Annotated in this window: 21 protein-coding genes; all 21 read left to right on the top strand. The window is 65.0% G+C overall.

Annotated elements, in window-relative coordinates:
• Nucleotides 1-4: 4 nt before the first annotated feature.
• The 21 genes from fusA to rpsE all read left to right on the top strand — a co-directional run bounded on the left by fusA (nucleotide 5) and on the right by rpsE (nucleotide 12,523).
• Nucleotides 5-2,080 carry an elongation factor G gene (gene fusA, locus BOQ54_RS11545; RefSeq protein ID WP_071923951.1) on the top strand — a complete coding sequence of 692 codons (2,076 nt, stop codon included), beginning with the start codon at nucleotides 5-7 and terminating at the stop codon, nucleotides 2,078-2,080.
• Nucleotides 2,081-2,136: 56 nt separating this feature from the next.
• Complete coding sequence (tuf, locus tag BOQ54_RS11540) at nucleotides 2,137-3,327, top strand: elongation factor Tu (protein ID WP_063187829.1); 1,191 nt, start codon at nucleotides 2,137-2,139, stop codon at nucleotides 3,325-3,327.
• A 70-nt stretch (nucleotides 3,328-3,397) separates the two neighbouring features.
• Nucleotides 3,398-3,706, top strand: coding sequence for a 30S ribosomal protein S10 (gene rpsJ, locus BOQ54_RS11535; RefSeq protein WP_055457951.1), 309 nt, complete (start codon nucleotides 3,398-3,400; stop codon nucleotides 3,704-3,706).
• Between the two features lie 46 nt (nucleotides 3,707-3,752).
• Nucleotides 3,753-4,475: a 50S ribosomal protein L3 gene (gene rplC / locus BOQ54_RS11530; RefSeq protein ID WP_055457952.1), complete on the top strand. Its 723-nt coding sequence runs from the start codon at nucleotides 3,753-3,755 to the stop codon at nucleotides 4,473-4,475.
• Entirely contained in the window at nucleotides 4,475-5,095 is a 621-nt protein-coding gene (rplD, locus tag BOQ54_RS11525; RefSeq protein WP_055457953.1) for a 50S ribosomal protein L4, read from the top strand. Before rplC ends, rplD begins: the two co-directional genes overlap by 1 nt.
• A complete protein-coding gene (locus BOQ54_RS11520; protein ID WP_055457954.1) occupies nucleotides 5,092-5,388 on the top strand; it encodes a 50S ribosomal protein L23 in 297 nt (98 codons plus the stop codon). The genes rplD and BOQ54_RS11520 overlap by 4 nt, the downstream gene beginning before the upstream one ends.
• A gap of 20 nt (nucleotides 5,389-5,408) precedes the next feature.
• Nucleotides 5,409-6,248, top strand: coding sequence for a 50S ribosomal protein L2 (gene rplB, locus BOQ54_RS11515; protein ID WP_055457955.1), 840 nt, complete (start codon nucleotides 5,409-5,411; stop codon nucleotides 6,246-6,248).
• Between the two features lie 10 nt (nucleotides 6,249-6,258).
• Nucleotides 6,259-6,537: a 30S ribosomal protein S19 gene (rpsS, locus tag BOQ54_RS11510; protein ID WP_055457956.1), complete on the top strand. Its 279-nt coding sequence runs from the start codon at nucleotides 6,259-6,261 to the stop codon at nucleotides 6,535-6,537.
• Between the two features lie 3 nt (nucleotides 6,538-6,540).
• On the top strand, nucleotides 6,541-6,921 hold the full coding sequence (gene rplV / locus BOQ54_RS11505; RefSeq protein WP_055457957.1) for a 50S ribosomal protein L22: 381 nt from the start codon (nucleotides 6,541-6,543) through the stop codon (nucleotides 6,919-6,921).
• 10 nt (nucleotides 6,922-6,931) lie between these two features.
• The gene (gene rpsC, locus BOQ54_RS11500; protein ID WP_019403817.1) at nucleotides 6,932-7,639 is read left to right on the top strand and encodes a 30S ribosomal protein S3; all 708 of its coding nucleotides are present in this window, start codon (nucleotides 6,932-6,934) and stop codon (nucleotides 7,637-7,639) included.
• A gap of 27 nt (nucleotides 7,640-7,666) precedes the next feature.
• Entirely contained in the window at nucleotides 7,667-8,080 is a 414-nt protein-coding gene (gene rplP / locus BOQ54_RS11495) for a 50S ribosomal protein L16 (RefSeq protein WP_019403816.1), read from the top strand.
• Nucleotides 8,081-8,091: 11 nt separating this feature from the next.
• Nucleotides 8,092-8,304: a 50S ribosomal protein L29 gene (gene rpmC, locus BOQ54_RS11490; protein ID WP_055457958.1), complete on the top strand. Its 213-nt coding sequence runs from the start codon at nucleotides 8,092-8,094 to the stop codon at nucleotides 8,302-8,304.
• A 10-nt stretch (nucleotides 8,305-8,314) separates the two neighbouring features.
• Entirely contained in the window at nucleotides 8,315-8,557 is a 243-nt protein-coding gene (gene rpsQ / locus BOQ54_RS11485) for a 30S ribosomal protein S17 (RefSeq protein WP_055457959.1), read from the top strand.
• Between the two features lie 219 nt (nucleotides 8,558-8,776).
• Nucleotides 8,777-9,145, top strand: a complete 369-nt coding sequence (gene rplN, locus BOQ54_RS11480; RefSeq protein WP_019403813.1) for a 50S ribosomal protein L14 — start codon at nucleotides 8,777-8,779, stop codon at nucleotides 9,143-9,145.
• Complete coding sequence (rplX, locus tag BOQ54_RS11475; RefSeq protein ID WP_055457960.1) at nucleotides 9,145-9,462, top strand: 50S ribosomal protein L24; 318 nt, start codon at nucleotides 9,145-9,147, stop codon at nucleotides 9,460-9,462. Before rplN ends, rplX begins: the two co-directional genes overlap by 1 nt.
• Nucleotides 9,455-10,027, top strand: a complete 573-nt coding sequence (rplE, locus tag BOQ54_RS11470; protein WP_055457961.1) for a 50S ribosomal protein L5 — start codon at nucleotides 9,455-9,457, stop codon at nucleotides 10,025-10,027. Before rplX ends, rplE begins: the two co-directional genes overlap by 8 nt.
• A 37-nt stretch (nucleotides 10,028-10,064) precedes the next feature.
• Nucleotides 10,065-10,370: a 30S ribosomal protein S14 gene (rpsN, locus tag BOQ54_RS11465; protein ID WP_055457962.1), complete on the top strand. Its 306-nt coding sequence runs from the start codon at nucleotides 10,065-10,067 to the stop codon at nucleotides 10,368-10,370.
• 12 nt (nucleotides 10,371-10,382) lie between these two features.
• On the top strand, nucleotides 10,383-10,781 hold the full coding sequence (gene rpsH, locus BOQ54_RS11460) for a 30S ribosomal protein S8 (protein ID WP_019403809.1): 399 nt from the start codon (nucleotides 10,383-10,385) through the stop codon (nucleotides 10,779-10,781).
• A gap of 36 nt (nucleotides 10,782-10,817) precedes the next feature.
• Entirely contained in the window at nucleotides 10,818-11,351 is a 534-nt protein-coding gene (gene rplF / locus BOQ54_RS11455) for a 50S ribosomal protein L6 (protein WP_055457963.1), read from the top strand.
• Between the two features lie 12 nt (nucleotides 11,352-11,363).
• The gene (gene rplR, locus BOQ54_RS11450) at nucleotides 11,364-11,726 is read left to right on the top strand and encodes a 50S ribosomal protein L18 (RefSeq protein ID WP_055457964.1); all 363 of its coding nucleotides are present in this window, start codon (nucleotides 11,364-11,366) and stop codon (nucleotides 11,724-11,726) included.
• A 233-nt stretch (nucleotides 11,727-11,959) separates the two neighbouring features.
• Nucleotides 11,960-12,523 (top strand): 30S ribosomal protein S5, encoded by a 564-nt coding sequence (gene rpsE / locus BOQ54_RS11445; protein WP_019403806.1) that lies wholly within the window; start codon nucleotides 11,960-11,962, stop codon nucleotides 12,521-12,523.
• Nucleotides 12,524-12,530: the final 7 nt, after the last annotated feature.

Below are 12,530 nucleotides of genomic sequence, written 5' to 3'. Positions count from 1 at the left end.
TACAATGCCCCGCAGTCATGCCATCGAGAAATACCGCAATTTCGGCATCATGGCCCACATCGATGCCGGAAAGACGACGACGACCGAGCGGATTCTCTACTACACCGGCAAGAGCCACAAGATCGGGGAGACCCATGAGGGCTCCGCGACCATGGACTGGATGGCGCAGGAGCAGGAGCGCGGCATCACCATCACGTCGGCCGCGACGACCTGCTTCTGGCGCGAGAACCGTCTGAACATCATCGACACGCCCGGCCACGTCGACTTCACCATCGAGGTAGAGCGTTCGCTGCGCGTGCTCGACGGTGCCGTGTGCGTGCTTGATGGCAGCCAGGGCGTCGAGCCCCAGACCGAGACCGTGTGGCGCCAGGCCGACAAGTACGACGTGCCGCGCATCGTGTTCGTCAATAAGATGGACAAGGTGGGTGCCGATCTCTTCCGCTGCGTCGATTCGATCGTCGATCGCGTCGCCGGCAAGCCGGTCTGTCTGCAGCTGCCGATCGGTTCCGAGGGCGGTTTCAAGGGTGTGGTCGATCTCGTCGCCATGAAGGCGCTCGTCTGGGAAGACGATGCCCTCGGTGCGAAGTTCAACATCACCGATATCCCGGCCGATCTCGCCGACAAGGCTGCCGAGTACCGCACCAAGCTGGTCGAGGCTGCGGTCGAGCTCGATGATGACGCTATGAGCGCTTATCTCGAGGGGCAGGAGCCGGACGAGGCCACCCTGCGCAAGCTGATCCGCGTCGCGGTGCAGCAGCGTGCTTTCCATCCGGTGCTGTGCGGCACGGCTTTCAAGAACAAGGGTGTGCAGCCCCTGCTCGATGCCGTCGTGGATTACCTGCCGTCGCCGCTCGACCGTGGCGCCATCAAGGGCATCGACGCCAACACGGAAGAGCCAATCGAGCGCAAGCCGTCCGACGACGAGCCGTTTTCCATGCTCGCCTTCAAGATCATGGACGACCCGTTCGTCGGCACGATCACCTTCTGCCGCGTCTATTCCGGCAAGGTGGAATCGGGCTCCTCGATCGTCAACTCGACGCGCGAGAAGAAGGAGCGCGTCGGCCGCATGCTCCTGATGCATGCGAACAACCGCGAAGACATCAAGGAAGCCTATGCCGGTGACATCGTGGCGCTCGCGGGCCTCAAGGAAGTCCGCACCGGCGACACGCTCTGCGACCCGCTGAAGCCCGTCATCCTCGAGAAGATGGAGTTCCCGGCACCGGTCATCGAGATCGCCATCGAGCCGAAATCGAAGGCCGACCAGGAGAAGCTCGGCATCGCGCTGTCCAAGCTCGCTGCGGAGGATCCGTCCTTCCAGGTGTCGACGGACCAGGAATCCGGCCAGACCATCCTCAAGGGCATGGGCGAGCTCCATCTCGACATCAAGGTCGACATCCTGCGCCGCACTTACAAGGTGGATGCCAATGTCGGCGCGCCGCAGGTGGCCTATCGCGAGCGCATCTCCAAGCGCGTCGAGGTGGACTACACGCACAAGAAGCAGACCGGTGGCTCGGGCCAGTTCGCGCGCGTCAAGATCGTTGCCGAGCCGACCGAGCCGGGCGCGGGTTACTCGTTCGAGTCGAAGATCGTCGGTGGTGTGGTGCCGAAGGAGTACATCCCGGGTGTCGAGAAGGGCCTCGAGTCCGTTCTCGGCGCGGGCGTGCTCGCCGGTTTCCCCGTCGTCGACCTCAGGGTGGAGCTGATCGACGGCGCCTATCACGAGGTCGACTCGTCGGCGCTGGCCTTCGAGATTGCGGCCCGTGCCGCGCTGCGCGAAGCGCTGCAGAAGGGCGGTGCCGTCCTTCTCGAGCCGATCATGAAGGTCGAGGTGGTGACGCCGGAGGACTACACCGGTTCGGTCATCGGCGACCTCAACTCCCGCCGTGGCCAGATCCAGGGCCAGGACATGCGCGGCAACGCGGTGGTCATCAATGCGATGGTGCCGCTGGCTAACATGTTCGGTTACGTGAACACGCTGCGCTCGATGAGCCAGGGGCGCGCGACCTACACGATGCAGTTCGACCACTACGAGCAAGTGCCGCAAGCGGTCGCCGCCGAGGTTCAGGCCAAGTACGCCTGAACCTGAAACGAGAACGAGACACGACTGACGTCGAGTTCCTTTGAAGGAGCCCTACGATGGCGAAGGAAAAGTTTGAGCGCACGAAGCCGCACTGCAACATCGGGACGATTGGTCACGTTGACCATGGCAAGACGTCTCTGACGGCGGCGATCACGAAGGTTCTTGCGGAGAAGGGCGGAGCGTCGTTCACGGCGTACGACCAGATCGACAAGGCGCCTGAGGAGAAGGCGCGCGGGATCACGATCTCGACGTCGCATGTCGAGTACGAGACGGACAAGCGGCACTATGCGCACGTGGACTGCCCGGGCCACGCGGACTACGTGAAGAACATGATCACGGGCGCGGCGCAGATGGACGGCGCGATTCTTGTGGTTTCGTCGGCTGACGGGCCGATGCCGCAGACGCGCGAGCACATCCTGCTGGCGCGTCAGGTTGGCGTGCCGGCGCTTGTGGTGTTCATGAACAAGGTCGACATGGTGGACGACCCCGAGCTTCTTGATCTTGTGGAGCTTGAGGTGCGCGAGCTTCTGTCGAAGTACGACTTCCCCGGGGATGACATCCCGATCATCAAGGGCTCGGCGCTGTGCGCGCTGGAGGACCGCAATCCGGAGATCGGGCGGGACGCTGTTCTGAAGCTGATGGATGCGGTTGACGCGTACATCCCGCAGCCGGAGCGTCCGAAGGACCAGCCGTTCCTGATGCCGGTTGAGGACGTGTTCTCGATTTCGGGCCGCGGGACGGTGGTGACGGGGCGTGTGGAGCGCGGCGTGATCAAGGTCGGCGAGGAAGTCGAGATTGTTGGGCTGCGTCCGACGCAGAAGACGACGGTGACGGGCGTTGAGATGTTCCGCAAGCTGCTCGATCAGGGCGAGGCGGGGGACAACATCGGGGCGCTGCTGCGCGGGACGAAGCGCGAGGACGTGGAGCGCGGCCAGGTTCTGTGCAAGCCGGGCTCGGTGAAGCCGCACACGAAGTTCAAGGCCGAGGCGTACATCCTGACGAAGGAAGAGGGTGGCCGTCACACGCCGTTCTTCAACAACTACCGCCCGCAGTTTTACTTCCGCACGACGGACGTGACGGGGATGGTGAAGCTGCCCGAGGGCACTGAGATGGTGATGCCGGGCGACAACGTGGCGATGGAGGTCGAGCTGATCGTCCCGATCGCCATGGAGGAGAAGCTGCGCTTCGCCATCCGCGAGGGTGGCCGCACGGTTGGCGCCGGCGTCGTCGCCTCCATCATCGAGTAAGCAAGGCACAAGGCCGCGCGCCGCACCACGCGGCGCCGGTCTTCTCCGGGGTCGGCCCAAGGGGTCTGTTATGAACGGTCAGAATATTCGAATCCGCCTGAAAGCGTTCGACCATGGCATCCTCGACGCGTCGACGCGCGAGATCGTGTCGACCGCGAAGCGGACGGGCGCGGAGGTCCGGGGCCCGATCCCGCTGCCGACGCGCATGAAGAAGTTCACGGTCAACCGCTCGCCGCACATCGACAAGAAGTCGCGCGAGCAGTTCGAGATGCGCACGCATATGCGTGTCCTCGACATCGTTGAGCCGACTCCGCAGACGGTCGATGCGCTCATGAAGCTCGACCTCGCTGCGGGCGTCGATGTGGAAATCAGGCTCTGATGGGCTTTTGCCCATCAGCCTCGGGAACGCCTTAGAGGATACGCTCATGCGCTCTGGCGTCATTGCAAAGAAGGTCGGCATGACCCGCGTCTTCACCGACGCCGGGGAACATGTTCCGGTCACGGTCCTGAAGGTGGACAACTGCCAGGTTGTCGCGCACCGGACGATGGAAAAGAACGGCTACACCGCGCTGCAGGTCGGCGTCGGCACGGCCAAGGTCAAGAACGTGTCGAAGGCCGAGCGCGGCCGCTTCGCGGCTGCCGAGGTGGAGCCGAAGAAGCGCCTCGCCGAGTTCCGGGTCGACCCCGAGCACGTCATCCCCGTGGGCGCCGAGATCACGGCCGACCACTTCGTCGTCGGCCAGTTCGTCGACGTGACGGGCGTGACGACCGGCAAGGGCTTCGCCGGCGGCATGAAGCGCTGGAACTTTGGTGGTCTTCGTGCCTCGCACGGCGTGTCCATCTCGCACCGCTCCATCGGTTCGACCGGCGGCCGCCAGGATCCGGGCAAGACCTTCAAGAACAAGAAGATGCCCGGCCATCTCGGCAGCGAGCGGGTCACGACCCAGAACCTGCGCGTCGTCCAGACGGACGCGGAGCGCGGTCTGATCCTGGTGCAGGGCGCGGTCCCCGGCGTTGCCGGCGGTTGGATCATGGTTCGCGACGCGGTCAAGCGCGCGCTGCCGAAGGACGCTCCGGTTCCGGGTGCGTTCCGCGAGCGTGGCAACGGCGCGGCCGCACCGGCGATCGAAGGTGAGGAGCGCGCGTGATGAAGCTCGACGTGACGACGCTCGACGGCGGCAAGGCCGGCTCGATCGAGCTCAACGAGGCGATCTTCGGCCTTGAGCCGCGGGCCGACCTCATCCACCGCTACGTGCGCTGGCAGCTGGCGAAGCGCCAAGCCGGCACGCACAAGACGCTCGGCCGCTCGGAGATCAGCCGGACGACCAAGAAGCTGTACCGCCAGAAGGGCACGGGTAACGCCCGCCACGGCGCGGCCTCCGCGCCGCAGTTCCGCGGTGGCGGCAAGGCTTTCGGCCCGGTCGTGCGCGATCACGACCATGACCTGCCGAAGCGGGTGCGCCAGCTCGCGCTGCGCCACGCCCTCTCGGCTAAGGCCAAGGACGGATCGATCGTCGTTCTCGAAGCCGCGACGGTGAGCGAGCCGAAGACCAAGGCGCTCAAGGAGCGTTTCGGCAAGCTCGGCCTGACCAATGCGCTGATCATCGACGGCGCGACGGTGGACGGCAATTTCGGCCTGGCGGCCCGCAACATTCCGAATGTGGACGTGCTGCCGGTCCAGGGCATCAACGTCTACGACATCCTGCGGCGGGACAAGCTGGTCCTGACCAAGGCCGCCGTGGACGCGCTGGAGGCACGCTTCAAATGAGCATCGATCCGCGCCATTACGACGTCATCGTCGCTCCGGTGATCACCGAGAAGGCGACCTCTGCCTCCGAGCAGAACAAGGTCGTGTTCAAGGTCGCCAGGACGGCGACGAAGCCGCAGATCAAGGCGGCTGTCGAGAAATTGTTCGACGTGAAGGTGACGGGCGTCAACACGCTCGTCACGAAGGGCAAGGTCAAGCGCTTCCGCGGCATGGTCGGTCAGCGCTCCGACGTCAAGAAGGCGGTCGTCACCCTCGCCGAGGGGCAGACGATCGACGTGACGACGGGTCTTTGAGCAGGTGAGGGAGTGAGCCGATGGCTCTGAAGACATTCAAACCGGTCACGCCGGGCCTGCGCCAGCTCGTCATCGTCGACCGTTCGGAGCTCTACAAGGGCAAGCCGGTCAAGACGCTGACCGAGGGCAAGTCCGGTTCGGGTGGCCGCAACAACAACGGCCGCGTGACCGTGCGGTTCCGCGGCGGCGGCCACAAGCAGAGCTACCGGCTCGTCGACTTCAAGCGCCGCGAGAAGCTGGGCGTGCCCGCCACCGTCGAGCGGATCGAGTACGATCCGAACCGTTCGGCCTTCATCGCGCTGGTGAAGTACGAGGACGGTACGCTCTCCTACATCCTCGCGCCGCAGCGCCTGTCGGCGGGTGACGTGGTGATGGCGGGCGAGCAGGCCGACATCAAGCCGGGCAATGCGATGCCGCTGGGCAACATCCCGGTCGGCACGATCGTGCACAACGTCGAGCTGAAGATCGGCAAGGGGGGCGCGCTGGCCCGCTCGGCCGGCACCTATGCGCAGATCGTCGGCCGTGACCAGGGCTACGTCATCCTGCGTCTCAATTCGGGCGAGCAGCGCCTGGTCCATGGCCAGTGCTTCGCGACCGTGGGCGCGGTGTCGAACCCGGACCACATGAACATCTCGATTGGCAAGGCTGGCCGCTCGCGCTGGCTCGGCCGTCGGCCGCACAACCGCGGCGTGACGATGAACCCGATCGATCACCCGCACGGTGGCGGTGAAGGTCGCACCTCCGGTGGTCGCCATCCGGTGACCCCCTGGGGCAAGCCGACGAAGGGCAAGAGGACCCGCTCGAACAAGCGGACGGACGATTTCATCGTCACGAGCCGCCACCAGCGGAAGAAGAAGTAAGGGGCGCGCGATGGCACGTTCGGTTTGGAAGGGCCCGTTCGTCGACGGCTACCTCCTCAAGAAGGCCGAGGCCGCTCGCGGTTCCGGTCGCTCTGAGGTGATCAAGATCTGGAGCCGTCGCTCCACGATCCTGCCGCAGTTCGTCGGCCTGACGTTTGGGGTCTACAACGGTCAGAAGCATGTCCCGGTCCTGGTGACCGAGGAGATGGTCGGCCACAAGTTTGGCGAATTCTCTCCGACGCGGACCTTTTATGGGCACGCGGCGGACAAGAAGGCGAAGAGGAGGTGAGGCATGGGTAAGCAGTCCGCTACCCGCGCGCTCAACGACAACGAGGCCAAGGCGGTGGCGCGCAACCTGCGCGTCTCCCCGCAGAAGCTCAACCTCGTTGCCGCTTTGATCCGCGGCAAGAAGGTCTCGACCGCGCTCGCCGATCTCGAGTTCAGCCGCAAGCGCATTGCCGTCGACGTCAAGAAGGCGCTCGAGAGCGCGATCGCCAACGCCGAGAACAACCATGACCTCGACGTCGACGATCTCGTCGTTGCCGAGGCGCATGTCGGCAAGTCGCTTGTCATGAAGCGCTTCCACGCCCGCGCCCGCGGTCGCGGGGCGCGCATCGAGAAGCCGTTCTCGAACCTGACCATCGTGGTTCGGGAAGTCGCTGCGGAAGCGTGAGGAGCAACTGATGGGACAGAAAGTCAACCCGATCGGTCTGCGGCTCGGCATCAACCGGACCTGGGACTCGCGCTGGTTCGCCGACAAGGGCGAATACGGCAAGCTTCTGCACGAAGACATCGCAATCCGCGAAGCGCTGATGAAGCAGCTCAAGCAGGCGGCGGTGTCGAAGATCGTCATCGAGCGTCCGCACAAGAAGTGCCGTGTCACGATCTATTCCGCCCGTCCGGGCGTGGTGATCGGCAAGAAGGGCGCGGACATCGACAAGCTGCGCAAGACCGTGGCCAAGATGACCGACGCGGACGTGGCGATCAACATCGTCGAGGTGCGCAAGCCTGAGATCGACGCGACGCTCGTCGCCGAGTCGATCGCCCAGCAGCTCGAGCGTCGCGTCGCCTTTCGCCGCGCGATGAAGCGCGCCGTCCAGTCTGCGATGCGTCTCGGGGCCGAGGGCATCCGTATCAACTGCTCGGGCCGCCTCGGCGGCGCCGAGATCGCCCGGATGGAATGGTACCGCGAGGGCCGCGTGCCGCTGCACACGCTGCGCGCCGATGTCGATTACGGCACGGCCACGGCGTTCACGACCTACGGCACGTGCGGCATCAAGGTGTGGATCTTCAAGGGCGAGATCCTCGAACACGATCCGATGGCGCAGGACAAGCGGCTTGCCGATGAAGGCGGGCAGCGCTCCGGCGGCCGTCGCGAGGCCGCGGCGTAAGGCCGCCGGCGGTCAGGAGGCAGGATAATGCTGCAGCCCAAGAAGACAAAGTTCCGTAAGCAGTTCAAGGGGCGCATCCATGGCGTCGCCAAGGGCGGCACGGACCTGAATTTCGGCCAGTTCGGCCTCAAGGCCCTCGAGCCGGAGCGCATCACCGCGCGCCAGATCGAGGCCGCGCGTCGTGCCATCACGCGCCACATGAAGCGCGCCGGCCGCGTGTGGATCCGGATCTTCCCGGACGTGCCCGTGACCGACAAGCCGACCGAAGTGCGTATGGGTAAGGGCAAGGGCGCGCCGGAGTACTGGGCGTGCCGCGTGAAGCCCGGCCGCATCATGTTCGAGCTCGACGGCGTCGCCGAGGACATCGCTCGCGAGGCGCTGCGTCTCGGTGCGGCCAAGCTGCCGATCAAGACGCGCTTCATCCAGCGCATTGCCGAGTGAGGGAGCGGGAGATGAAGACCAAGCAGCGGCTCTCCGACCTCAAGACCATGACGGTCGATCAGCTCCAGGACGAGCTCGTGAAGTTGAAGAAAGAGCAGTTCAATCTTCGCTTCCAGCGTGCTACGGGGCAGCTTGAGAACACCGCCCGCGTCCATGAGGTCCGCAAGGACATCGCGCGCGTGCGCACGTTGCAGCGGGCCAAGCTCGCTGAAGCGAAGGCTTGAGGAGGCGACTATGCCGAAACGTGTATTGCAGGGCGTCGTCGTCAGCGACAAGCAGGACAAGACCGTCGTGGTCAAGGTCGAGCGCCGGTTCACGCATCCGCTCTTCAAGAAGACGGTGCGCCGGACGAAGAACTACCACGCCCACGACGAGAACAACCAGTTCAAGGTCGGCGACATCGTCTGGATCGAGGAGTCGCGGCCCTTGTCCAAGCTGAAGTCCTGGGTTGTGCGCGAAGAGGCGACCAAGGGCTGAGGCTCGGGACAGGTCGTGCGGGCGACAATCCGCCGGCCGTCCCGCGATTATCTGGTTGCACGGGCTTTTCCGAACGTCCGCCCCCTTTCCCCGGGGCGGACATTCGGTTATGGAGCGTGCGCTAATGCGTAGGCGAGGGGACGGGAGATCCCCGTCAGGCGTAGTCCGGCAGGCAGGGCCGAGCCGGAAACCGCTTGAGACACAGAAAGGATCGTTGCCATGATCCAGATGCAAACCAATCTCGACGTCGCCGACAATTCCGGCGCCCGTCGCGTGATGTGCATCAAGGTATTGGGTGGTTCGAAGCGTAAGTATGCCGGCGTCGGCGACATCATCGTCGTCTCGGTGAAGGAAGCCATTCCGCGCGGGCGCGTCAAGAAGGGCGACGTCATGAAGGCGGTCGTCGTGCGCACCGCCAAGGACATTCGCCGGGCCGACGGATCGGTCATCCGCTTCGACCGCAATGCGGCCGTTCTGATCAACAATCAGAAGGAGCCCGTCGGCACCCGCATCTTCGGGCCCGTGCCGCGTGAGCTGCGCGCGAAGAACCACATGAAGATCATTTCGCTGGCGCCCGAGGTGCTGTGATGGCTGCGAAGATCAAGAAGGGCGACAAGGTTGTCGTGCTGACCGGCCGCGACAAGGGCCGCACCGGCGAAGTCGTCCAGGTCATGCCGAAGGACGAGCGTGCGCTCGTTCGCGGCATCAACATCGTCAAGCGCCACCAGCGCCAGACGGCGAACCAGGAGGGCGGCATCATCTCCAAGGAGCTGCCGGTGCACCTGTCGAATCTCGCCGTTGCCGATCCCAAGGACGGCAAGCCGACCCGCGTCGGTTTCAAGGTGCTCGAGGACGGGCGCAAGGTTCGGTTCGCCAAGCGCTCGGGAGATCTGATCGATGGCTGAGACGGCGAAGATGGACGCGGCCTACACGCCGCGCATGAAGAAGCATTACGACGAGGTCGTTCGGCCGAAGCTCATCGAGGAGTTCGGCTACAAGAACCCCATGCAGGTTCCGACCATCGAGAAGATCGTGATCAACATGGGTGTCGGCGAGTCCGTCAACGACTCCAAGAAGGCGTCTGTGGCGGCCGAGGATCTCGGCCTCATCGCCGGTCAGAAACCGGTGATCACGCGAGCCCGGAAGGCCATCGCCGGCTTCAAGGTGCGCGAGAACATGCCGATCGGCGCCAAGGTCACCCTGCGCAAGAGCCGCATGTACGAGTTCGTCGACCGTCTCATCACGGTGGCGCTGCCGCGCGTGCGCGACTTCCGGGGCCTCAACCCGAAGTCGTTCGACGGGCGCGGCAACTTTGCTCTCGGGATCAAGGAGCACCTGGTGTTCCCCGAGATCAACTACGACAAGGCCGAGGCGATCTGGGGCATGGACATCATCGTCTGCACCACCGCCAAGACCGATGAGGAGGCGCGTGCCCTCCTCAAGCACTTCAACTTCCCGTTCCGGCAGTGAGAGCCCTTTCTCTCAAACGCGGACACCGGAGATAGACATGGCGAAGAAGAGTTCAGTCGAGAAGAACAAGCGGCGCGAGCGGCTTGTGAAGAAGTATGCGGGCCGGCGCGAGCGTCTGCTCGCCATCGCCAACGACGAGTCGAAGTCGATGGAGGAGCGCTTCGAGGCGCGCCTGAAGCTGGCGGAAGTTCCGCGCAACGCGAATCCCACGCGCATCCGCAACCGGTGCGAGGTGACGGGCCGTCCGCGCGCCTACTACCGCAAGCTGAAGATGTCGCGTGTCGCGCTGCGCGAGCTCGGGTCGAAGGGGCTCATCCCCGGCCTTGTGAAGTCGAGCTGGTAAGGAGGATCCCCCATGGCGATCAATGATCCGCTCGGCGATATGCTGACCCGCATCCGCAACGCGCAGATGCGTCGTCGCGGCAAGGTTTCCACCCCCGGCTCGAAGCTGCGGGCACGCGTCCTCGACGTGCTGCAGTCCGAAGGCTACATCCGCGGCTATTCGACGACCGAGTACGGCAACGGCCGGACCGAGTTCGAGATCGAGCTGAAATACTACGACGGCGAGCCGGTCATCCGCTCGATCGAGCGTGTGTCGAAGCCCGGCCGTCGCGTCTATGCCTCGGTCGATACCATGCCGCGCGTGGCCGACGGCCTCGGCATCACCATTCTCTCGACGCCGCGTGGGGTCATGGCCGACCACCTGGCGCGCGAGACGAACGTGGGCGGCGAAGTGCTCTGCAAGGTCTTCTGATCTTCAGGGCACGGACTAGAACCACGGAGAGGCCAAATGTCTCGTATCGGTAAGAAGCCTGTTGCGGTGCCGTCCGGCGTGACGGCCAGCGTCGACGGCCAGACGGTGAAGGTGAAAGGCGCCAAGGGCGAGCTGTTCTTCATCGTTCCCGACGACGTCATCGTCGTCCTCGAAAATGGGGCGATCAAGGTCGACCCGCGCGACGATTCCAAACGTGCGCGTGCCCTTTGGGGCATGTCGCGCTCCCAGCTGTCGAATATCATCGAAGGCGTGTCGAAGGGCTTCGAGAAGAAGCTCGAGATCAACGGCGTCGGCTACAAGGCCGCTGTTGCCGGCAAGGTGCTGAAGCTGTCCCTCGGCTACAGCCACGACATCGATTTCGAGATCCCGCAGGGGATCACGATTGCGACGCCGAAGCCGACGGAGATCGTCGTCGGGGGTATCGACAAGCAGCAGGTCGGCCAGATTGCGTCGGAGATCCGCAGGTTCCGCGGCCCCGAGCCCTACAAGGGCAAGGGCGTGAAATATGCGGACGAGTTCATCTTCCGCAAGGAAGGCAAGAAGAAGTAAGGAGCGGATGAGATGGGCAAGCACCTCAACGCGACGGAACGCCGCACGGCGCGCGTGCGTCGCGCGATCCGCGCCGCCGCCAATGGCCGCCCGCGGCTGAGCGTTTTCCGGTCGTCGAAGCAGATCTACGCGCAGATCATCGATGACGCTGCAGGCCGCACGCTGGTTGCGGCCTCGACGCTGGAGAAGGACATGCGCGAGCAGCTCAGAACCGGTGCGACGGTCGAGGCCGCTGCTGCCGTCGGCAAGCTGATCGCCGAGCGTGCCGTCAAGGCAGGCGTGAAGGAAGTCGTGTTCGACCGCGGACCGTTCATCTACCACGGCCGCGTGAAGGCGCTGGCTGAAGCGGCCCGCGAGGGCGGCCTCAGCTTCTGAGGCAGGATGACCGGTGGCGGGCGGAGTGCCGGAGACGGCGCTTCGCCCGTTTCCGTCGCCGGAACGGCCTGTGAAACGCAAAGGCGCGCAGCCGCTTTTGCGTTTCAGAGTCCGGTTGGGCTCTTGTCATTGGCTCTCGTGCGTTGCATGTGTGTCCCACATTGCAGGCGCGAGTCTGCCACTGGCGGCATGTTTTGCGAGCGGAGCCGCCCCGCGTCAGTCGAGAAGAAGATATGGCTAGAGAACGTCAACCGCGTGAGCGCGAGGAGCGCGACAGCGAGTTCGTGGACCGCCTGGTCCACATCAACCGCGTCGCCAAGGTCGTGAAGGGTGGCCGCCGCTTCGGCTTCGCCGCCCTCGTCGTCGTCGGCGACCAGAAGGGCCGCGTCGGCTTTGGCCACGGCAAGGCCCGCGAGGTGCCGGAGGCCATCCGCAAGGCCACCGATGCCGCCAAGCGCGGCATGGTCCGCGTGCCGCTGAAGGAAGGCCGCACGCTGCATCACGACGTTGCCGGGCGCTGGGGCGCCGGCCGCGTCGTCCTGCGCGCCGCTCCGGCCGGTACCGGCATCATCGCCGGCGGCCCGATGCGCGCCGTCTTCGAGACGCTTGGCATGCACGATGTCGTGGCGAAGTCGCTCGGCTCGTCGAACCCGTACAACCTCGTGCGGGCAACGTTTGACGCGCTGAAGCGCGAGGACAGCCCGCGTTCGGTCGCTGCCCGCCGCGGCCTCAAGGTTTCCACTCTCCAGGCCCGTCGTCGCGATGGTGACGCCGAGGCCGCCGGCGCCGATGCGTGAGGGGAGT

The sequence above is a fragment of the Chelatococcus daeguensis genome (genome assembly GCF_001887265.1).
Classification (GTDB): Bacteria; Pseudomonadota; Alphaproteobacteria; order Rhizobiales; family Beijerinckiaceae; genus Chelatococcus_A; species Chelatococcus_A sambhunathii.
Note: the sequence above shows the minus strand (reverse complement) of the source record. Positions and strands in the feature narration are given on the sequence as shown.